The following is a 19,424-nucleotide window of genomic DNA, read 5'->3' as shown; positions in this document are numbered from 1 at the left end:
CCGGCCATCAGCCGAACAGGCGCTTCCACCACGACGAGCGCGGGTTCGCGGCCACGGTGGCCACCGCCGGCGGCGCGCGGCGCGATGCGCTCGGGTCGAGCAGCGCGGCATAGCCGTCCAGCGCGTGCAGCACGCCGCCCACGCGCTCCTTGGCCATGCCGGTGCCGCTCATCACGCCGGCCAGCGCCTCGAGGCTGGGCACGGCCTTCTCGGTGAGGGCGACGATGCCGGCGGCCACGGCGCAGGCGTCGTCGGGCGAGTCCATGCAGATGACGTGATCGCCCAGCAGCTCGCGCCAGCGGCCTTCGCAACGGCGGCGGCGCTGGGCGTCGGGAATCAGGAAGAACAGGTTGGTCGTTTCGGCCGCGGCGGCGATGACCTCTTCGATCGGAATGTCCTCGTCGAGCTTCTCGCCGATGAGGCCTTCGATCTGGTGGCGCGAGACGGCGGGGTACGGCAGCTCGTCGCCGGTGACGAACAGGTAGCCGCGCTTCTTGCGCTTGACCCAGCAGTCCATGTCGGTGTGCTGCGCCATCACGTAGAAAGCCAGTTCGTAGCTCTCTTCGCCGGAGCCGCCGCCGCCGCCCTCGAGGTAGCTCCAGGTGAGCCACTGGTCCATGAGGTTGGCGGTCGACTCGAACTGGCCGACCTGCAGCGGCGCGCCGTCGGAGTTGGCGTCGCCGATGGCCATGAACATGAGCTGCGGGTCCGGCACGCCGCAGTCGGTCAGCAGCTTCATGAAGTTGGGCAGTTCGCGGCGCGCCAGGGTCTGCGGAATGTCGCCCATCGAACCCGTGACGTCGAGCGCGAAGACGATGCCCAGCGCGTTCGGATGGTCGGTGTTGTCGCGCGACTCGCGCACCTTGAGCCCGTGCGGGTTCATCAGCGGGTGCGTGGAACGTTGCGTGAAGACCTCGGCGCCCGGCTTGGCGGCGCGGTCGGCAATCAGCGCCGTGTGAGCGGCATGCGAGTAGTTTCCGTAGCCCATGAATTTCCTCCTTGATGACTGTTGTGTTCAGGCGCCGGCGCGCGGCGCGGGGTCGAAGTGAACGAACTTCGATGGCCCGAAGGCTTCGCGCGACGCGGCGGACAGCGCCTGCTCGATGCCCTGCGCGCCCAGGCGCTCGCAGGCGGCGGCCTCTTCGCTGCACTGGCGCAGCAAGGCCGCGAGCGCCGCGGGGGTGTGCGCGCCAACGCCGGGCTCGCCGGCAGAAGCACCGTGCAACACGGCGCGCACGGTCCAGGCGGCCTGCATCAGGTCGCGTGCCACGGCGGCGGCGTGCGCGGAGCCGGTGGCATGCTGCGCGCGCGACCAGCCGATGAGCAGCACGCCGTGGTCGCGCGGGTGCACGAGCGCATGCGCGGGCGACAGGTCGCGGTGCGTCCAGCCGGCACCGTGCACGAAGGCCAGCACCTCGAGCATGCGGCGCCATAGCCACACGGCGTGGCGCGGGTCGATTCCTTGGGCGTTGGCCTGCTGCACGTCCTGCAGGCTGCCCCAGAAGCCGGTCGGGTGGCGCAGCACCAGCGCCTGGCGGGCGCCGTCGCCCAGGCCTTCGGCCACGCCGGTGCCCAGCGGCTGCGGCAGCCGGCGCGTGAAGTAGGCCGCGCCCGAAATCGACAGCGCTTGCAGGGCCTGCAACACGGCGGCCTCGCGCAGCAGCACGCTGTTGGCGGCCGAGTCCCGCGCCAGTTTCAGCGTGACGCGTTCAGGCAGCGCGCCCAGCCGTTCGGCCAGCATGACGTCGCTGTGCTCGCCCGTGGCCAGCGGTGCCAGCACGCGGTAGCGCGCACCGCGCCAGGTCAGCATGCGCCCGCCCGGCACGTCGGCATTGGCCCGGCGCAGCGCGGCGCGAAAGCTCTCGCGCTCGACGGTTTCGGTGCCGCGCACGATGGTGGCGCCGCAGTAGCTGCAGTTGACGGTGCGCCAGCGCGCGGCGCGCGGCAGCGGCGCGGAGCATTGGGGGCAGCTGAGTGCGAGCAGCGACAGCATCAGCCCGCGCCCTAGTCGCTCTTCAGCAGCGCCGCCGGATCGGGCGAAGCCAGCACGCGGTCGATGCGCCGGCCTTCCAGCGCGACGATCTCGAAGCACCAGCCGGCGCAGTCGATCTGCTCGCCCACCTCGGGCAGGTGGCCGGACACCGACATCAGCAGGCCGGCCACGGTGTTGTAGCGGCCGCGCTCTTCATCGGGCAGCTCGCGGATGCCCAGGCGCGCGCGCAGCTCCGACACGGGCATGAGCCCGTCGAGCTCCCACACGCCGTCGGGCCGCTCGCGGGCCCAGGCGTCGGTCTGCATGCCGGGCTGCAGCTCGCCGGTGATGGCTTCGAGCAGGTCGCGCGGGGTCATGAGGCCCTGCACCACGCCGTATTCGTCGACCACGAACACCAGGCGGCCGGCGCGCTCGCGGAACTGCTCGAGCAGCTCCATGCCGGTGAGCGTCTCGGGCACGAACACGGCGGGCGTCGCCTCCTGGCCCAGCACGCCGGCATGCGCCGAACCCAGGCGCAGCAGCTGCGCCACGCTGACCACGCCGACCACGTCGTCGAGCGAGTTGCGGCACACCGGGTACCAGGAATGAACCAGGTTGAGCGCGGCCGCGTCGGCCACCTTCTGCAGCGCCTGCGGCACGGTGAACGAGGCGTCGAGCCATTCGATGTCGGCGCGCGGAATCATCAGCGACGACAGGCGCCTGTCATCAAGGTGAAACACATTGCGCACCATCTGGTGCTCGTGATGCTCGATGACGCCGGCGTCCACGCCTTCTTCCAGGCTGGCCGAGATTTCTTCTTCCGTGACATGGCGCGCCGCGTTGGCGTCGATGCGCAGCAGCTTCAGCATGGTGGCCGTGGCGCCCGCCAGCAGCCACACGAAGGGCTTGGCGCCCTTGGCCAGCGCGCGCATGGGGCGCGACACCCAGCGCGCCACCGGCTCGGGGTAGAGCTGGCCGATGCGCTTGGGCACCAGCTCGCCGAAGATGATGGTGAAGAAGGTGATGCAGGTGACCACGCAGGCGGTCGAGACGATGCTGGCGGTGCCGGCGCCCATGCCCACCGACTCCATCCACACCGCCAGCGGCGCGGCGAAGGCGGCCTCGCCGACGATGCCGCTCAGCATGCCGATGGAGGTGATGCCGATCTGCACCGTCGAGAGGAATTGCGTGGGCGACTCCATCAGCTTCAGCGCGGCCACCGCGCCGGTGTCTCCCGTTTCGGCCAAGGCCGCGAGACGTGCGCGCCGGCTGGTGGAAAGGGCCATTTCGGACATTGCGAACACCGCGTTGAGCGTGGTCAGCAAGGCCAGGAGGAAGACATCCATGAACTGAGGGAGAGAATGAGGGAATGTCACTTTACTTGATTGGCGACCTGCAAGGCTGCGACGCCCCCCTTGGCCGGCTGCTGCAGAAGATCGATTTCTCTCCCAGCCGCGACACCATCGTGCTGCTCGGCGACCTGGTGAACCGGGGCCCCGATTCGCTCGCCGTGCTGCGCCGCGTGCAGGGCTACGGCGCCTCGGCGCTGAGCCTTTTGGGCAACCACGACCTGCACCTGCTGGGCGTGGCGCACGGCGCGCGCAAGGCCGGACGCAAGGACACGCTGGCCGAACTGCTGGCCGCGCCCGACAGCGAAACGCTGCTCGACTGGGTGCGCCAGCAGCACATGGCGCTGCACATGCGCATCGGCACCGGCGACCTGCTGATGGTGCACGCGGGCGTGCTGCCGCAATGGACGGTGAGCGACACGCTGGTGCTGGCGTCCGAGGTCGAGTCGGTGCTGCGCGGCCCGGCGCTGGGCGAGTTCCTGATGTCGATGTACGGCAACGAGCCCGCGCAGTGGCAGGACACGCTGACGGGCAGCGCCCGCCTGCGGGCCATCGTCAACGCGCTGACGCGGCTGCGCTTCTGCAGCGCCGACGGCGTGATGGAGTTCGAGGCCAAGGACAGCGCCGCCACCGCCCCCGAGGGCTACATGCCCTGGTTCGACGTGCCGGGGCGCAAGACGGCCAAGGCCACGATCGCCTTCGGCCACTGGTCGACGCTGGGCTGGCTCTCGCGGCCCGACCTGCTCTCGACCGACACCGGCTGCGTGTGGGGCGGCTGCCTGAGCGCGGTGCGCATCGGCGCGACGCTGGACGAGCGCGAGCTGATCCAGGTCGCGTGCGAACAATCGCAAAAGCCGGGCAAGCCCGCCTGAAAAAGGCGGCTTGCACCGGTGCACCGGCGCTCGACGGTAAAGGCCGTCGTCAGAACGGCTGCGTCATCAGCCCGTACACGGTGCGCACGCCGCTCACGTAGTTGCCCATGCGCAGGTTCTCGTTGGCCGCGTGCTGATTGTTGTCGGCGTTCACCAGCGGAATGATCGCGAAGGGCACCGGCAGCACGCGCACGATCTCGGCCGTGGGCACCGTGCCGCCCATCATGCGGATGCGCACCGGCTCGGGCTGAGTGCCGAAGGTGCCGGTCAGCGCCTTGTAGGCCCACTGCCCCACGGGCGAGTTGATCTGCGAGCCCGCCGCGTCGCCGCCCTCGCTCTGGTAGGAGAAGCTGGCGATCTTGTCGTAGCGGCTGCGGTCTTCGTCGGTCGGCTCGCCCTTCACCAGGTGGTAGCCCTGGCGCTCGATGTGCTTCTGGATCTGCTGGCCGAGCCAGGCGGCGTTGGAGTCGGGGGTGGTGCGCAGGTCGAGCTCGGCCACGGCCTTGTCGGGCACGATGTTGGCCACCTTGTCGCCCACCGCCGCCGCGGCCATGCCGCGCACGTTCAGCGAGGGGTACTGCATCGCCTCCTGGTAGTTGGCGCCGACCTTGTCGGTCTGCGAGATGCCCAGGCGGCGCTTGAGCGCGGCCTCGTCGTCGGGCACGGCGGCCATGATCTTGCGGTCGGCCTCGGCGATCTTCACGTGGTCGTAGTAGCCGGGCACGGTCACGCGGCCCTGGTCGTTCTTCATGGAGGCCAGCAGGCTGGCCAGGCGCTGCGCCGGGTTGGGCGCGTAGTTGCCGTAGTGCCCGCTGTGCAGCGGCACCTTGGCGCCGTAGACCGTGAGCCGGGCCTCGGCCGCGCCGCGGTTGCCGAACACCAGGGTGGGCCGGTTGGTGGCGTGCATGGGGCCGTCGTGGATCACGATGGCGTCGGTGCGCAGCAGGTCGCGGTGCGCCTGCATCACCTTGCTGATCGACGGCGAGCCTTTTTCTTCCTCGCTGTCGAGGATCACCTTCACGTTCACCGCCGGCTGGGCGCCCCCGGCCTTCAGTGCGTCGATGGCGGCGAGCATCATCATGATCGGGCCCTTGTCGTCGGCCGACGCACGGCCGAACACGCGCCATTCGGGGTCGAGCGGGCCGCTGAAGAGCGGCGCCGAATCGATCTCCTCCCAGCTGCCATCGGCCGCCTTGCGCTTGAGCACGGGCGTCCACGGGCTCTTCTGCGCCCATTGCGCCGGAATCACGGGCTGGCCGTCGAGGTGCATGTAGAACAGCACCGTCTTGCGCGCCGGGTCGCTGCCCGGGTACTCGGCGTAGAGCATGGGCTTGCCGTCGTTGGGCAGTTGCTGCGTGGTGAAGCCGCGCTTGCGGAAGGCCTGCTCCAGCCACTCGACGTTCTTGCGGATGTCCTCCGGAGAGATGGCGTCGTTGGGCAGGGACAGCAGCTCGAAGTACTCGCGGAAGCTGCCCTGCGCGTGCCGTTCGGCATCGGCCGTGGAGAGTTCGGCCGCGCCAGCAACTCCGGCGCCTACGGCGGCGAGCAGGGCAACGGGGAGCAGTGCGAGCAGGCGGCGCGGGGTTCGAGGCTGGAAGGGCATGGGATGGAAGTCCGGTTTATGACAGTTCCGTGGCAGTCTAGGCAAACCCGTGCTTTTGAACAATTGCTGATTTTTCCGGATATCTTTGCGTTTTTTGCAACGCAGTCCATAGCCCAACGCCCGAACCCATCGCCATGTCATCGCATCGCCTGCAGGAAACCTCGCTGCGCTACTTTCTCGAAGTCGTCCGCAGCGGCTCGCTCACCGAAGCCGCCGCGCGCCTGAACGTCAGCGCCTCGGCCATCAGCCGGCAGGTGGCCATGCTCGAGGAGCTGCTGGGCGTGCCGCTGTTCGAGCGCCGGCCGCGCGGCATGGTGCCCAGCGCGGCCGGGGAACTGCTGGCCGCGCACGCCCGGCGCGGTGCGCTGGAGGCCGAGCGCGTGGTGTCGGACATCCAGGGGCTGCAGGGGTTGCGGCGCGGGCACGTGCGCATCGCCTGCTCGTCGGGCTTCGCGAACGAGTTCCTGCCGCAGGCCATCGTCGCGTTCCGCACGCTGCACCCGGGCATCCAGTTCGACCTGCAGGCCTGCGACCCCACGGACGTCACCAACGCCGTGCTGCTCGGCGATGCCGACATCGGCCTGACCTACAGCCGCGCCGCGGTGCAGGGCGTGCGCGTGGCGCACCGGCAGCGCGCCTCGGTGTTCGCGGTGATGCGGCCCGACCATGCGCTGGCGAAGTTGCGCAGCGTGACGCTGGCGCAGATGCTGCCGTTTCCCATCGGCCTGTCGGGCCCCGACACCACGGTGCGCCAGCTGTTCGACGTGGCCTGCAGCAACCGCGGCCTGGTGTTCGAGCCGGTGCTGGTGAGCAACCGGTTCGAGGCGCTGGCCAACTTCGTGCTGCTCGGTGGCGGCCTCGCGATTGCGGGCGAGATCTCGGTGCGCGAACGGGTGCGGCGCGGCGAGCTGCATGCCGCGGAGATCCGCGAGCGCGGCATGCGCGAGCGCTCGGTCGAGCTGCAGACGCTGGCCGGGCGCACCCTGCCCGAGGTGGTGCGGGCCTTTCTCGACTTCCTGTGCGAGGCGCTGCCCGCGCCTGCTGCGCAGTAGCGACGCCGCTTCGGTCTCAGGACGGCAGCCGGAACTTGTCGAGCGCCATGCGCTGGCGGCCCTGCGCGTCGAAGTTCGCGGGCGACAGCCAGCGCTCGAAGGCGGTGCGCAGCGCGGGCCATTCGGCCGCAACGATCGAGAACCACGCCGTGTCGCGGGTGCGCCCCTTGTAGACCACCGCCTGCCTGAACAGGCCTTCGTACTGGAAGCCCAGCCGCCGCGCCGCCTGCTTCGACGGTTCGTTGAAGTTGTCGCACTTCCACTCATAGCGGCGGTAGCCCAGTTCGTCGAAGGCGAACTTCATCAACAGGTACTGCGCCTCGGTGGACATCGGCGTCTGCTTGAGCAACGGCGAGAAGTTGACGCTGCCGACCTCGATCACGCCGTGCGTCGGGTCGATGCGCATCAGCGCGAGCGTGCCGACGGCGCGGCCGCTGGACCTGTCGATGACCGCGAAGTGCATCGGATCGGCGCTGCGCGCGGCGCGCTCGGCATGCGCACGGGTGCCGTCGAGGTCGGCGGGCCGCTCGGTGCCCAGGTAGGTCCAGTCGCGCCCGTCGGGGGCCTGCGCATAGGCGGCGTGCAGGTCGTCGGCATGCCGCGCCGCGTCGAGCGGCTCGAGCGTGCAGAAGTGGCCCTCGACGGCCCTGCGCGGCGGCAGGACGCGGGGCGTCCAACCGGGAACGTCGGGGCCGATGGACTGGCCGAATTCATTGAGGCGGAGTGTCATGGAGGTCTTTTTTGCAAAGGCTGGAACGGCAAGGCCGGAGGACGTAAAGTACCCGCAACGTGGCTCCAATGAAAGCGCCACGACTCGACAATTTCATGGTGCCACGCCTCGACCTTTCCCCCACTGCCCTGCTCGAATCCCCGCTCGACAGGAACCGCGACGCGGGCTCGATGCAGCGCCAGCTCCACGACCGGCTCAAGCGCGCCATCCTCGACGGCAGCCTCGCGCCGGGCAGCCGCCTGCCGGGCTCGCGCGCACTCGCCGAGGCGCTCGGCATCTCGCGCAACACCGTCGCCGCCACCTACGAGCACCTGGCGGCCGAAGGCTACGTGCAGCCCGACCGCCAGGGCACGCGCGTGACCGCGCTGTCGTCGCCGGCGCCGGCCAAGCGCACGGCCAGGCCGCCCGGCACGCCGGCCACCGCGCAGCGTCTCGCGAAGATCAGGCCACTCGCGTCGCGCGCCGAGACGGACGCGGCGCTGCGCCCCGGTGTGCCCGCCCTCTCCCACTTTCCGTTCGCCGCATGGCGCGGTGCGCTCGACCGCGCCATCCGCGGCGCGGGCCCGGCCGCGCTGGGCTACGGCGACCCGCTGGGCGAGCCGCGGTTGCGCGCGGCCATCGCTGGCCACCTGTCGGTGGCGCGTGGGGTGCGCTGCGAGCCCGGCCAGGTCGTCATCGCCGAAGGCGCGCAGGAGGCCATCTCGCTGTGCGTGCGCCTGCTGTCGAACCCCGGCGACACCGGCTGGGTCGAAGACCCGGGCTACCGCGGCGTGAAGGCCGCCATGCACGCGGGCGACATGCGCATCGTGCCCGTGCGCGTCGATACCGAAGGGCTGTGCGCCAGCGCGGCCGACTGGCAGAAACACCCGCCCCGGCTGGTCTACGCCACGCCCTCGCACCAGTACCCGGTGGGCGCGGTGCTGAGCATCGCGCGCCGGCTCGACCTGATCGCGCAGGCGCGCAAACACGGCGCATGGATCATCGAGGACGACTACGACAGCGAGTTCCGCCACACCGGCGAGCCCATCGGCGCGATGCAGGGGCTGGTGAGCGACGCGCCCGTGCTCTACGTGGGCACCTTCAGCAAGACGATGTTTCCCTCGTTGCGGCTGGGTTTCCTGGTGCTGCCCCGGCAACTGGTTCCGGCCGTGCAGGCGCCGCTCGAGGAGATGCTGCGCGGCGGCCACCGCTACGAACAGCTGGCCATGGCCGACTTCATCGAGAGCGGCCAGTTCAGCCGCCACCTGGGCCGCATGCGCCGCCTGTACCGCGACCGCCAGCAGGCGCTGCGCCTTGCGCTGCACAAGCACCTGAAGGTGCCGCACGAAATCGACGGCGGCTACTGCGGCCTGCACCTGACCGTGCGGCTGCCCGCGCGCTTCGACGACCGGAAGATCGCGGCCGAGGCGCTGCGCCATCGCATCGCGCCGTCGCCGCTCTCGGGGTTTGCGATGCAGCCGACGGAAAGGGACAACGGGCTGGTGCTGGGGTATGGGAACACGGCGGCGGAGTTGTTCGAGCCGCTGGTGAAGCGCTTGTCGCAGCTGGCGCGCGCGGCGCAGCACGGCACGCCGCCTGCATCAGCGCATTGACGGCCGGCCAGCACCGGCGTTTGCCGATGGCTCGTGCGGCAATGCATCGCGGCTTCGTGCCAGGTCTGCCAGCGCCTCGTCGAGCCCCGCGTGGCGAAAGGCGTAGCCGGCCGCGAGTGCGGCGCGCGGCACGGCGTTCTGCCCGTCCAGCAGCAGGGTCGACATCTCGCCGGCCAGCATGCGCAGCGGCGCGTCAGGCATGCGCAGCCGCACGCGCCGGCCGAACGAAGCCGCCACTGCCTGTGCGAACCGCGCCTGTGGCGGCGTGTCTGGCGCAACGGCGTTGACCGGGCCGTCCAGGCTGCCATGCGCCATTGCGAAGCGCAGCATTCCAACGGCGTCGTCCAGGTGAATCCAGGGTGCCGGCTGGCGCCCGGAGCCAAGCACGGCACCGAGCCCCAGGCGCGCGCTGAGCGCAAGCATCGGATAGGCACCATCGCCGCGGCCGAGCACCACGCCGAAACGCATCCGCACAACGCGCACGCCCAGGGCCTCGGCGCGACGTGCCTCGTGCTCGATCGCACAGCAAAGATCCGACTGGAATTCGCCCGGCCGGGCCGGACTCGCCTCGTCGCGCGGCTCGAACGAAGCCTGCGGCGACGCGCCGTAGAAGCCCACCGCCGACGCGCTCACGAGCACGCGCGGCGCCTGCTGCAGTCGCCGCATGAGGTCCACCACCGCCGTGGTCACCGCTACACGGCTGGCGAGCAGGTCGCGCCGGCGCCGGCCCGTCCATGGCATGCCCAGCACGCGGGCGCCGGCCAGGTTGACGATGGCGTCGATGCGCGTCTCCGAAGGAATCGCGTCGAGGCTCTCGACCACCCAGACGCCCGGCCCGAACGTGGCGCGCGCCTGCCTCGCGTCACGCGACAGCACGATCACGCGACGTCCCTCGCGCTGCAGGTCGGCCATCAGCGCACCGCCGACGAAGCCGGTCGCACCGGTGACCAGCACCGCGGGTGCAACGATGCGCTCGTGCTGCAGCACCGTTCGCGCGCCGCTGAGCTTCGCGAGGCGATGCAGTCGCACCACGGCCAGCGCGTTGCGCACGCTCCAGGCCAGCACGCCGACCCCGTACAGAGTGAACAGCCATGAAACCCACCCGTGCGGCGTCAACGACATCGACGTGGGCATGCGCGACCAACCGGCCAGCACCGGCGCGAAGACACCGATGAACAAGCCGTAGCTGATCGTCAGCAGCGTGTGCAGCACGCGCTCGAACGGCGGCAGGCAACGCGTGCGGTCTTCTTCCAGGAAGTCGGCCAGCGTGATGAAGAGCTCGACGACCAGCAGCGCACCCAGAAGCACGGCAAAGCCGCCGCCCCAGGCGAACCACCCCAGCCCGATGAAGACCACGCCGTAGATCGCCTCGCGCGCGGCGTGGAGCGTGAGTTCGTGGCGCGCCGCCACGCGCTGCGGCAGCTTGGCCTCGAGTTCGTGATGCCACAGGTTGTCGAAGGCACCCAGGAAAGCCTGGATCGAAAGCAGGATGAAAACGGTGGTCATGAGGCACTTTCACAAAATGGATCGATGAAGACGCCGGACTGATGGAAGGTCTCGCCCCACAGCGGGTGCGCCATCGTCAGCGTGAAACGGAAGAGGCCGTGGCCCAGGTCGGTGTGCGTCACGCGGCACACGCCGGGTGTCAGCAAGGCCGGCACGCCCACGCGAAGACGGCCCCGCATCAGATGAAAGCGGCGGCTCAGAAAGACCAGCGTGCCGTCTTCCTCGAACACATCGAGCGACATGCTCAGGCCGCCGTCGGTGCGCTCCAGCAAGCCGCCATCGGTGCCGATTTCCTTGGTCGAACGAACGACGCGCTCACCGCCCCCCGCGCAACGATGGAAGCGCCGCTCCCAGACGACGCCGCCGTGGCCATTGGCGTACACGCGCACGCTGGTCGCGACCGATTGCTCGTTCGCACGGGTCAGGGGCCCGCCGAAAAGGCCCGCAAGCCAAGCGTGAAAGCGGCCGACGGGCGAGCAGCGCAAGTCCATGCGGCCGCTGTAGGTGGTGTCCGCATGAGCGACGCCGAAGCGGCGCTGCACGGCGCGCGGCAACCGGGCCCACCCGGCGGCACCCACCAACGCCGGAAGGTCCAGCGCGGGGAGGTCCGGCGGCGCGGCGCTGCGCGTGGAGGAGCGGCGCGGGCGCGAAGAAAAGAGAGACGACAGGGCAAACATGGCGGCTTGTCGGAGTGGCTGATGAACTCCTTATTGCGAAAACCGAGCCAAGCCAGGCGCACCTCATAAGTCATTGATTCAATTGAAAATTGTGTTCTGACCTGCATACTTCGGATACAGTTCGCCGAGCCTGAATCGTCAACTTCGTTGACAGGCAAGCTTGTGCCTCCGCCTTCTTACAGCCCCCCTTTGCCCCGATGCTGATCCACGTCGTTCTCGCCTTCGCCTTGTTCGAAACGCTGGCCCTCAGCGGCGTGTTGCTGGTGTGGGCGGATCGCGTCAATGGCGCCCGTTTGCTGGCCGCGTTCCTGACCGGCATCTCGATCTGGATCACGGGCAACGAGCTGCCCAACTGGTTCGGCCCCGGCGCCGAGCACGCAATGATGTTGCTGCTGGCCACGGCACCGCTGACCTCGTCGTTCTTCTTCCATTTCTGCACCGTGTTCTGTCGTGTCGACATCGGCCGCATCGGGATCACGTGCGCCTATGCGCTCGGCGCCGGGGCCTCGCTCGCGGCAATGGTCTTCACGCCCGGCTACATCGTCGAACACCGCGACATCGGCTGGCTGGCGGTGGCCGGCCCGGTCGGTTTTGCGGCGAGCATGGCGTGGGTCGTCCTTGGCATCGCTGGCGTCTGCGTGCTTCTCACCGCGCTGGCACGTGCGCGCCGGCCGGCATTCAGCCAGATTGCCGCCGTCACCGCCTCGTGCCTCTGGGGCATGCTGTGCCTCACCGGCTACGGGATTGCCGTGCTCGACTTGCCGGTCTATCCGTTTCCATTGCTGGGACTGCCGTTCTACCCGCTGATCCTGGTCTACGGCATCCTGCGCTATGGCGTCTTCGTCGCCAACGCATGGGCACGCCGTGCGCTGGTCTGGGCGCTGTTGCTCGCCCTGGGCGCCGCCATCGTGGCGTTGACGCCGCTGCTGCCCATCGAATCGCGCTGGGTCGGCGGCCTTGCAGTCGCGGCCAGTTGCCTCGCGCTGAACGGACCGGTGCGCCAGTTCGCGGAACGGTTGATCTACCCCGGCGGCGAGGTCTCGGTGGCAGACCTTGGCAACTGGCGCCGTGTATTGCAGTCGGCCGAAACACCGCAAGCGCTGGCACTGCAAGCCTCCGCGCTGCTCAGCGAACGCATCGGAACGCAGGTAGAGGTCCGCGTCGGCGATCCGCTTCCAGCAAGCCACGGCGTCCCTCGCCTGGTCTGCTCACGTGACGACGGGAGCGAGAGTGAAGGCGAAGGCTGGAGCGCGGTGCTCGAGGGCTGGGAGGCCGCGCCGCCGGGGCTGCGCCAGGTAGCGGAACTGTTCGGCACGGTCGTGTCGGACTCGGCCGCGCGCGTCGAGCAACTGCAGCAGAGCGCCGCACGCGAGCGCGAACGCCAGTTGCAAGCGCGGCTGGCCGAACTCGGTTCGCTGGCGGCAACGGTGGCGCACGACATCCGAAACCCGCTGAACATCATCGCCATGGCCGTCGCCGGCGCGCCAAGCGAAACCCGCCGGGAGGTCGCCGACCAGGTGGCACGCATCTCGCACCTGACCCGCGACCTGCTGGACTACGCCAAGCCATGGAAGCTCGCGACCACGCAACTCGACATCGCGGCGCTGGTGCGCGCATGCGCCATGCGGCTGCCCGACGTGAGCCTTGGCGCCGGCCTCGAGCGTGAGCTGATGGTGAACGCCGACGCGCGGCGCGTCGAGCAGGCGCTCACCAACCTTTTCGAGAATGCGCGCACCGCTGTCGACGCCGGGGCATCGGGCGAAGCCAACCTGGCAAGACAGGACAAGGACAGCCGCGTCCACATCGACGCCGAGACGGTCGACCGCACGCTGCTGCTGCACGTCTGCGACAACGGCCCGGGTGTACCGGCGGAGATCCGCGAGCGCCTGTTCGAGCCCTTCGCCTCGCGCAGTGCTGGCGGCACCGGCCTTGGCCTGGCGATCGTCGCACGCATCATGAACGCCCATGGCGGCTCGGTCGCCCTGGGCGCCCGCCCACCCTGGCGCACCTGCTTCACGCTGAGTTTTCCCCTGACACCATGAACGACATTTCTGAAACCGGTCGCGTGCTGCTCGTCGACGACGAGGCGGCGTTCCAGCGGCTGGGCGGCGCGTTCCTGCGCGACATCGGCCACGAGGTCACGCTTGCCGGCGACGGGGAGCAGGCGCTGGCGGCCTTCGACAAGCAGCGGCCCGAGCTGGTGCTGCTCGACCTGGCCATGCCACCGCACATGGACCCCGAGATCGGCCTGGAGCTGATACCGCGTTTTTCGCACGTACCGGTGATCGTGCTCACGGGGCATGGCGAACACGAGCTCGCGCTGCGTGCGACCGAGCTGGGCGCCTGGGACTTCCTGACCAAGCCGATCGATCCTGACATGCTGCGCTTCGTGGTGGCCCGCGCATTGCGAAAGGCGCGCCTGGATGCCGAACTCCTGGCACTGCGCGCGGACCAGGCCACCGACGACCTCGGCATGGTCGGCCAGGCGCCCGCCACCGCGCAGTTGCGCACGCTGGTACGCCGCGTGGCGCGCACGGCCGTCAGCGTGCTCGTGCTGGGCCCGACCGGCACCGGCAAGGAACTGGTCGCGCGCGCGCTTCACGCATGCAGCGCGCGCAGTGCCGGGCCCTTTGTCGCCATCCATTGCGGGGCACTTTCGGCAGAGCTGCTGGAAAGCGAGCTGTTCGGCCACGTGAAGGGCAGCTTCACCGGTGCCTACCGCGACCAGCCAGGCCTGGTGGAGGCCGCGCATGGCGGCACGCTGTTTCTCGACGAGGTCGGCGAAATGCCGCCGCCCATGCAGGTCAAGTTGCTGCGCTTCCTGCAGGAAGGAGCCTTCGTGCCGGTCGGCGGCAGGACGCAGAAGCACGCCGAAACGCGCGTCGTCGCGGCGACGCACCGCGACCTCGAAGCCATGGTGCGCGAAGGAACGTTTCGAGAAGATCTTTTCTATCGCCTGAAAGGCGTGGTGCTGCGCACCCCCGCGGTGGCCGAACGGCCGGCGGACATTCCTCTTCTGGCCACGCGCTTCCTGCACCGCGTGGCGCCGGGTGCCGGCCTGTCCGCGGGCGCCCTGGCCTGGCTCACGGCGCGTGAATGGCCCGGCAACGTGCGCGAGCTGAAGGCCGTCGTCGAATCGGCCGGTGCCCTGCTGTTGCCGGAGCAGCGCGAGGTCGACGCAGACCTCTTGCGGTTGGCCAGCGGCGATGTCGCGGAGGTCTTACGGCCGGAGGCGGCCCTGTCGGCGGCCGGCACGGGTCTTCTCGACTCGGCAATGAACGAACTGGAGCTGCGGCTGGTGCGGGACACGATGGTGGCAACAAGCGGCAATCAATCGGAGGCGGCGCGCCGACTTGGAATTTCCCGGGTCGGGCTGATCAAGAAACTGATTCGCCTCGGCTTGCGCTAGCTAGCCGCGTGCGTTCACCACATGCTCGCGCCGGAAGTTTCTCGGCGTGCTCCCCACCCACTGCCGAAACCGCCGATTGAAATACGCCTCGTCCGTGAACCCGCACTGGTGCGCAATCTCCCGCACCAGCAGCGAGGTCGAGGACAACAGCTCTTTCGCCCGCTCGATGCGCCGCTCGGTCACCAGGTCGGTGAACGTGCGGTCGGTCTCCTTGCGCAGCAGGTTCGCCAGGTAGTTGGGCGAGAGAAACGCGGCGGCCGCCGCATCCGTCAACGACAGCGGCTTGTCGAGGTTGTCGCGCACGTAGCGCACCACGCGCTGCAACGCGTCGCGCTGCGAGGTCTTGCCGTTGTGCTGCAGCGAAAGCCGCATCAGCGCCTGCTCCTGGCGCATGCAGGCCAGCCCGATGATCTGCTGCACGATGCCGCGCATCGCGATCTTGGCGCCGAAGTTGCGGCCGGTGTTCAGCCCGTGCAGCTCGTCGAGCCAGCCGCGCACACGCGCGAAGTCGGCCTCGTCGAAGGCGAAGTCGACGTACTCCTGGAACAGGAAAGGCGCGAGGTCGGGATAACGCGCGAGCGACACGTCGTCGAGGTCGAGCGCATCGACCTCGAGCTCGGGCCACAGGAAGCGCTGGTCGAAGTTGACGATGCAGTACAGCGCGTCGGGCGGGTGCGGAATGACGTGCACCCGGTACGGCAGCACGAAGCTCAGATGGCGCGGGCCGAAGGGCCGCACCTCACCGCCGATGGCCTGCTGCGAGCTGCCCTCGATGCCGATCTGGATCTGGAAATACGCATGCCGGTGCGGCAGCGTGAGCTCGTTGCGCGCACCCTGGAAGCGGATGTCGAAGTCGAGGTGGTCGGCACGCTCGTGCATGCCGTAGGTGCGAACGGACGTGGAGGGAGAGGGGCGCATCGGGGCGGTCGGGTCGGCTGGCGTCTGCCCGCGAGGGTACGCCAACTTGCGCGGCCCCGCGTCGCATGCCTTGGCGTGGCGTGCCGTGGTGCGGTGGCATCGCGTGCCCCAGCGAAGCCCGGCAGGTCCGCCGCGCGGGCGCCCTTCAGGCTCAGACGACCACGACCTCGAGCGCGCCCACGCCCGCCACGGTGCCGCGCATGCGGTCGCCTCGCTGCACGGCCGCCACGCCGGCCGGCGTGCCGGTGAAGATCAGGTCGCCGGGCTGCAGCGTGAACAGCGTCGACAGGTAGGCGATGGTGTCGGGCACGTTCCAGATCATGTCGGCGAGGTCGCCGACCTGGCGTTGCGCGCCGTTCACCTCGAGGCGGATCTCGCCGGCGGCCGGGTGGCCGGCCTTGGCCACGGGCACCACCTCGCCGCAGGGAGCGGAGCCGTCGAAGGCCTTGCCGGTGTCCCAGGGGCGGCCCATCTTCTTGGCCTCGCCCTGCAGGTCGCGGCGCGTCATGTCGAGGCCGACGGCGTAGCCGTAGACGTGTGCAAGCGCGTCTGGTGCGGCGATGTTCGCGCCGCCGGTCTTCAGCGCGACCACGAGCTCGATCTCGTGGTGCACGTCGCTCGACAGCGTGGGGTAGGCGAATTCGCCGCCGTCGGCCACGATGGCGTTGGCCGGCTTCATGAAGAAGAACGGCGGTTCGCGGTCGGGGTTGTGGCCCATCTCGCGCGCGTGCTCGGAGTAGTTGCGGCCCACGCAGAAGATGCGGTTGACCGGGAAGCGCGCGCGTTCGCCCTGGATGGGGAGAGAGTGAACGGGTGCAGGCGAAATGGCGTAGGTGGTGGCGTCGGCGGTAGTCATGCAACGACTTTAGCCAGCGCCACCCCGCGCCCGGCGGACGCATCTACGCGAGTCTTGGACTCAGCTACGTTTTCGGCGCACCGTCATCCAGCCACGCCGAAGCCGGTGTCGAAGGTGCCCTTCACATCCAGCGGCTGCTTGATGAGCCCGACCTGCCGGTAGAAGTCGGCCGTGCCCTGCTGGTCGGCAATGACCTGCGCGTCGATGGCCACCCACTTCTGCTGGCGGCGCTCGAACTGCAGCCTGGCCGCCTCGGGCGGAATGCCGATGATGCGTGCCAGCGCGGCCGAGTAGGCGTCGACGTTGCGGTACGACCAGAGCTGCGCCTTCACCACGCGCTGCAGGAAGTCTTGCAGCACCGGCCGCTTGGCCGCGATGGCGCCGTCGGTTGCCGCGAGGTAGCTCAGCCCCGGCAGCAGGCCGCGCCCGCTGGCCAGCACGCGCGCATGGTGGCTGACCTCGGCCAGCGCGGTGTAAGGCTCCCAGGTGGCCCAGGCGTCGACCGAGCCCTGCGTGAGCGCGAGCTTGGCGTCGGCCGGGGCCAGGAAGCGGATGTTCACGTCCTCGGGCTTGAGGCCCGCCGTGGTGATGGCCTTGAGCGTGACGTAGTGGCCGATGGAGCCCCGGTTCGTCGCGATGCTCTTGCCCTTGAGGTCGGCGGCGGTCTTCAGCGGTGAGTCGGGCCGCACCAGCACCGCGGTGCCGTAGGAGTCGGAGCGGTTCGCGCCGATGGCCTTCACGCGCGTGCCCGCGGCCAGCGCGAAGATGAGCGGTGCGTCGCCGATGGGGCCTGAGTCGACCGCGGCGGCATTGAGCGCCTCGGCCAGCGGCGCAGCGGCCGGAAACTCCGACCACTGGATGTCGTAGCCCAGGCCTTCGAGCCCGCCCGCGGCTTCGAGCAGCGCGCGCAGGCCGCCCTTCTGGTCACCGGCCTTGAGCACCGGCCGGCCCTGTGCGGCAACCGCGCCCGGCAGCGCGACGGCGGCGGCGACCGAAGCGCCCTGGACGAGAAACCGGCGGCGTGAACGATGGAGCGTCATGGAATTCTTGTGGTTCATGCCAGGGGATCGAAGGACACGTGTTCGGCGAACCGCGCCGGGTCGGTGCTCTTCTTGAGCACGCCCACGCCGCGGAAGTCGCGCGCGTAGAACTCGACCTCGTCGCGCAGGCTCTTGCCCAGCGGGTGGTGGTTGTGCGTGAGCGTGCCGAGCAAGGCGCGCAGGTCTTCGACCGGCACGTTGGGCGAGTACCTGGCGAACAGCCTGGCCGACTCGTTCGGGTTCTCGGCCACGTAGTCGGAGGCCTGCGCAATGGCGCGCACCAGCGAGGCGACGGTGGCCTTGTCCTTGCGCACGAGCTCGCCGCGCGCGCCGACGATGCAGCAGACCTTGTCCTTGTATTCGCCGGTGAGGTTGCTCGCCACCTCGACGTAGACACCCTGGTTGCGCTTCTCGATCAGGTAGATGTTCGGGTCGCCGTCGGCAATGGCCTGGATCTCGCCCTTCTTCACCGCAATGTCGAGCAGGTCGGCCGGGTACTGGCGCCAGGTGACGTCCTTGTCGGCGTCGATGCCGTTCTTGGCGAGCAGGATCGAGAAGAAGTTCTTGCCCGGGCTCGTGATGTCCGACACGCCGATGGTCTTGCCCTTCAGGCTCGCCAGGTTGGTGACGCCCGCGCTCTTCGCGCCCACGAGCCGCACGCAGCCCCCGTGCGAGCTGCCGACGATCTTCACGTCGAAGCCCGACTCCAGCGGCTTGAGCCAGCGGTGGATCATGCCCACGGCCGCATCGGCCTTGGCGGTGGCCAGCGACTCCAGCAGCTGGTCGGTCGACCCCGTGTAGTTGATGAGCTCCACCTGCAGCCCGTTGCGCTCGAAGTAGCCGCGCTCCTGCGCAACCACCACGGGCGACAGGCAGAACGCCGCGGCGTTCCAGGCGAAGGTGAGCTTGCGCGACGACTGCGAGAAGGCCTGCGACGCGATCAGGCCACCCGAGGCGACCACGGCGGCGGCGCCGCCTGCGCGCAGCACGCTGCGCCGGGAGAAGGGTCGGTTCACAGCAGCAGCTCGGGTTCGGCCTCGACCAGGCCTTCGTAGAGGCTGTCGAAGGAATGGATGGCGCCTTCGGGTCCGCCGATCTGGCCGTGCGTGTGGCGCGCGGTTTCTTCGTCGATGGGTTGCGGCTTGCCGGCGGCTTCGGCCAGCAACTGCGTGTGGCAGGCGTTGTCCAGCGCGATGTACCACCAGGCGGCGGCTTCCACCGTGGGGCCGGCCGTCAGGATGCCGTGGTTCTTGAGGATGGCGCCCTTCTTGTCGCCGAGTGCCTGCGCGATGCGGTCGCCCTCGCTGTTGTCGACCACCATGCCGGTGAAGTCGTCGAACAGCGCCACGTCGCCGTGGAACACGCAGGCGTCCTGCGTGAGCGTGTCGAGCTTGCGGCCCAGCGTGGACCAGGCCTTGCCGTAGGTCGAGTGCGTGTGGGCGGCGGCAACGATCTTCGGGTTGTGCTCGTGGATCGCCGCGTGGATCGCGAACGCGGCCTTGTTGAGCGGCCTGTCGCCGATGACGGTCTCGCCCTTGGCGTTCACGAGCAGCAGGTCGGAGACCTTGATGCGCGAGAAATGAATGCCGAGCGGGTTGACCCAGAAGTGATCGGTGAGCTCGGGGTCGCGCGCGGTGATGTGGCCGGCCAGCCCCTGCGCGAAGCCGAAGCGCGCGAACAGGCGGAAGGCACCGGCCAGGCGCTCCTGGCGGTGGCGGCGCTCGGCCTGCACGGTCGGGCGCGGCGGGACGGGGTCGAACCAGAACTTCTGCTGGGGGTTCGGGTTGAGCTTCAACGACGCGTGGCGGTCGATGGAAAGAACGGCACTCATGGGGACTCCGGTTGTTC

The 19,424-nt window shown here is 69.6% G+C and carries 17 protein-coding genes; 5 read left to right on the top strand and 12 right to left on the bottom strand.

Features of this window, described 5'->3' with window-relative positions:
- Positions 1-7 precede the first annotated feature (7 nt).
- The 3 genes from BM013_RS20565 to BM013_RS20555 are packed head-to-tail and all read right to left on the bottom strand — an operon-like array spanning position 8 to position 3,318.
- A complete protein-coding gene (locus tag BM013_RS20565) occupies positions 8-988 on the bottom strand; it encodes a hypothetical protein (RefSeq protein WP_093129488.1) in 981 nt (326 codons plus the stop codon).
- Positions 989-1,015: 27 nt separating this feature from the next.
- Positions 1,016-1,993 carry a lipopolysaccharide kinase InaA family protein gene (locus BM013_RS20560; RefSeq protein ID WP_093129487.1) on the bottom strand — a complete coding sequence of 326 codons (978 nt, stop codon included), beginning with the start codon at positions 1,991-1,993 and terminating at the stop codon, positions 1,016-1,018.
- Between the two features lie 11 nt (positions 1,994-2,004).
- On the bottom strand, positions 2,005-3,318 hold the full coding sequence (locus BM013_RS20555; protein WP_093129486.1) for a hemolysin family protein: 1,314 nt from the start codon (positions 3,316-3,318) through the stop codon (positions 2,005-2,007).
- 23 nt (positions 3,319-3,341) lie between these two features.
- Between BM013_RS20555 and BM013_RS20550 the strand changes: the two genes are divergently transcribed.
- Positions 3,342-4,193, top strand: coding sequence for a symmetrical bis(5'-nucleosyl)-tetraphosphatase (locus tag BM013_RS20550; RefSeq protein WP_093129485.1), 852 nt, complete (start codon positions 3,342-3,344; stop codon positions 4,191-4,193).
- Positions 4,194-4,242: 49 nt separating this feature from the next.
- On the opposite strand, the gene BM013_RS20545 is transcribed toward BM013_RS20550, so the two are convergent.
- A complete protein-coding gene (locus BM013_RS20545; RefSeq protein ID WP_093129484.1) occupies positions 4,243-5,796 on the bottom strand; it encodes a M20/M25/M40 family metallo-hydrolase in 1,554 nt (517 codons plus the stop codon).
- A 134-nt stretch (positions 5,797-5,930) separates the two neighbouring features.
- Here BM013_RS20545 and BM013_RS20540 point away from each other — a divergent pair, with 134 nt between their 5' ends.
- Complete coding sequence (locus tag BM013_RS20540) at positions 5,931-6,848, top strand: LysR family transcriptional regulator (RefSeq protein ID WP_093129483.1); 918 nt, start codon at positions 5,931-5,933, stop codon at positions 6,846-6,848.
- Between the two features lie 16 nt (positions 6,849-6,864).
- Here BM013_RS20540 and BM013_RS20535 read toward each other — a convergent pair whose 3' ends face one another.
- A complete protein-coding gene (locus BM013_RS20535; protein ID WP_093129482.1) occupies positions 6,865-7,578 on the bottom strand; it encodes a GNAT family N-acetyltransferase in 714 nt (237 codons plus the stop codon).
- 95 nt (positions 7,579-7,673) lie between these two features.
- Between BM013_RS20535 and BM013_RS20530 the strand changes: the two genes are divergently transcribed.
- Entirely contained in the window at positions 7,674-9,170 is a 1,497-nt protein-coding gene (locus BM013_RS20530) for a MocR-like pyridoxine biosynthesis transcription factor PdxR (RefSeq protein WP_093129481.1), read from the top strand.
- On the opposite strand, the gene BM013_RS20525 is transcribed toward BM013_RS20530, so the two are convergent.
- Positions 9,159-10,676: a TIGR01777 family oxidoreductase gene (locus tag BM013_RS20525; protein WP_093129480.1), complete on the bottom strand. Its 1,518-nt coding sequence runs from the start codon at positions 10,674-10,676 to the stop codon at positions 9,159-9,161. The genes BM013_RS20530 and BM013_RS20525 overlap by 12 nt on opposite strands.
- Positions 10,673-11,218, bottom strand: coding sequence for a DUF4166 domain-containing protein (locus BM013_RS20520; RefSeq protein ID WP_256221576.1), 546 nt, complete (start codon positions 11,216-11,218; stop codon positions 10,673-10,675). The genes BM013_RS20525 and BM013_RS20520 overlap by 4 nt, the downstream gene beginning before the upstream one ends.
- 332 nt (positions 11,219-11,550) lie before the next feature.
- Here BM013_RS20520 and BM013_RS20515 point away from each other — a divergent pair, with 332 nt between their 5' ends.
- Together BM013_RS20515 and BM013_RS20510 are read left to right on the top strand one after the other, a co-directional pair.
- Entirely contained in the window at positions 11,551-13,395 is a 1,845-nt protein-coding gene (locus BM013_RS20515) for a sensor histidine kinase (RefSeq protein WP_093129478.1), read from the top strand.
- Positions 13,396-13,418: 23 nt separating this feature from the next.
- Positions 13,419-14,762: a sigma-54-dependent transcriptional regulator gene (locus tag BM013_RS20510; protein WP_256221575.1), complete on the top strand. Its 1,344-nt coding sequence runs from the start codon at positions 13,419-13,421 to the stop codon at positions 14,760-14,762.
- Here BM013_RS20510 and BM013_RS20505 read toward each other — a convergent pair whose 3' ends face one another.
- The 5 genes from BM013_RS20505 to BM013_RS20485 form a co-directional block, all read right to left on the bottom strand.
- A complete protein-coding gene (locus BM013_RS20505) occupies positions 14,763-15,680 on the bottom strand; it encodes a helix-turn-helix transcriptional regulator (protein WP_093129476.1) in 918 nt (305 codons plus the stop codon).
- Between the two features lie 151 nt (positions 15,681-15,831).
- The gene (locus tag BM013_RS20500) at positions 15,832-16,536 is read right to left on the bottom strand and encodes a fumarylacetoacetate hydrolase family protein (RefSeq protein WP_093129475.1); all 705 of its coding nucleotides are present in this window, start codon (positions 16,534-16,536) and stop codon (positions 15,832-15,834) included.
- A gap of 83 nt (positions 16,537-16,619) precedes the next feature.
- A complete protein-coding gene (locus BM013_RS20495) occupies positions 16,620-17,576 on the bottom strand; it encodes an ABC transporter substrate-binding protein (protein ID WP_093129474.1) in 957 nt (318 codons plus the stop codon).
- 14 nt (positions 17,577-17,590) lie between these two features.
- Entirely contained in the window at positions 17,591-18,592 is a 1,002-nt protein-coding gene (locus BM013_RS20490) for an ABC transporter substrate-binding protein (protein ID WP_093129473.1), read from the bottom strand.
- Positions 18,589-19,407 carry a class II aldolase/adducin family protein gene (locus BM013_RS20485; protein ID WP_093129472.1) on the bottom strand — a complete coding sequence of 273 codons (819 nt, stop codon included), beginning with the start codon at positions 19,405-19,407 and terminating at the stop codon, positions 18,589-18,591. Before BM013_RS20485 ends, BM013_RS20490 begins: the two co-directional genes overlap by 4 nt.
- Positions 19,408-19,424: the final 17 nt, after the last annotated feature.

Origin of the sequence: Variovorax sp. OK605, assembly GCF_900115445.1 — a bacterium.
In the GTDB taxonomy this organism is placed as follows: domain Bacteria; phylum Pseudomonadota; class Gammaproteobacteria; order Burkholderiales; family Burkholderiaceae_C; genus Variovorax.
Note: the sequence above shows the minus strand (reverse complement) of the source record. Positions and strands in the feature narration are given on the sequence as shown.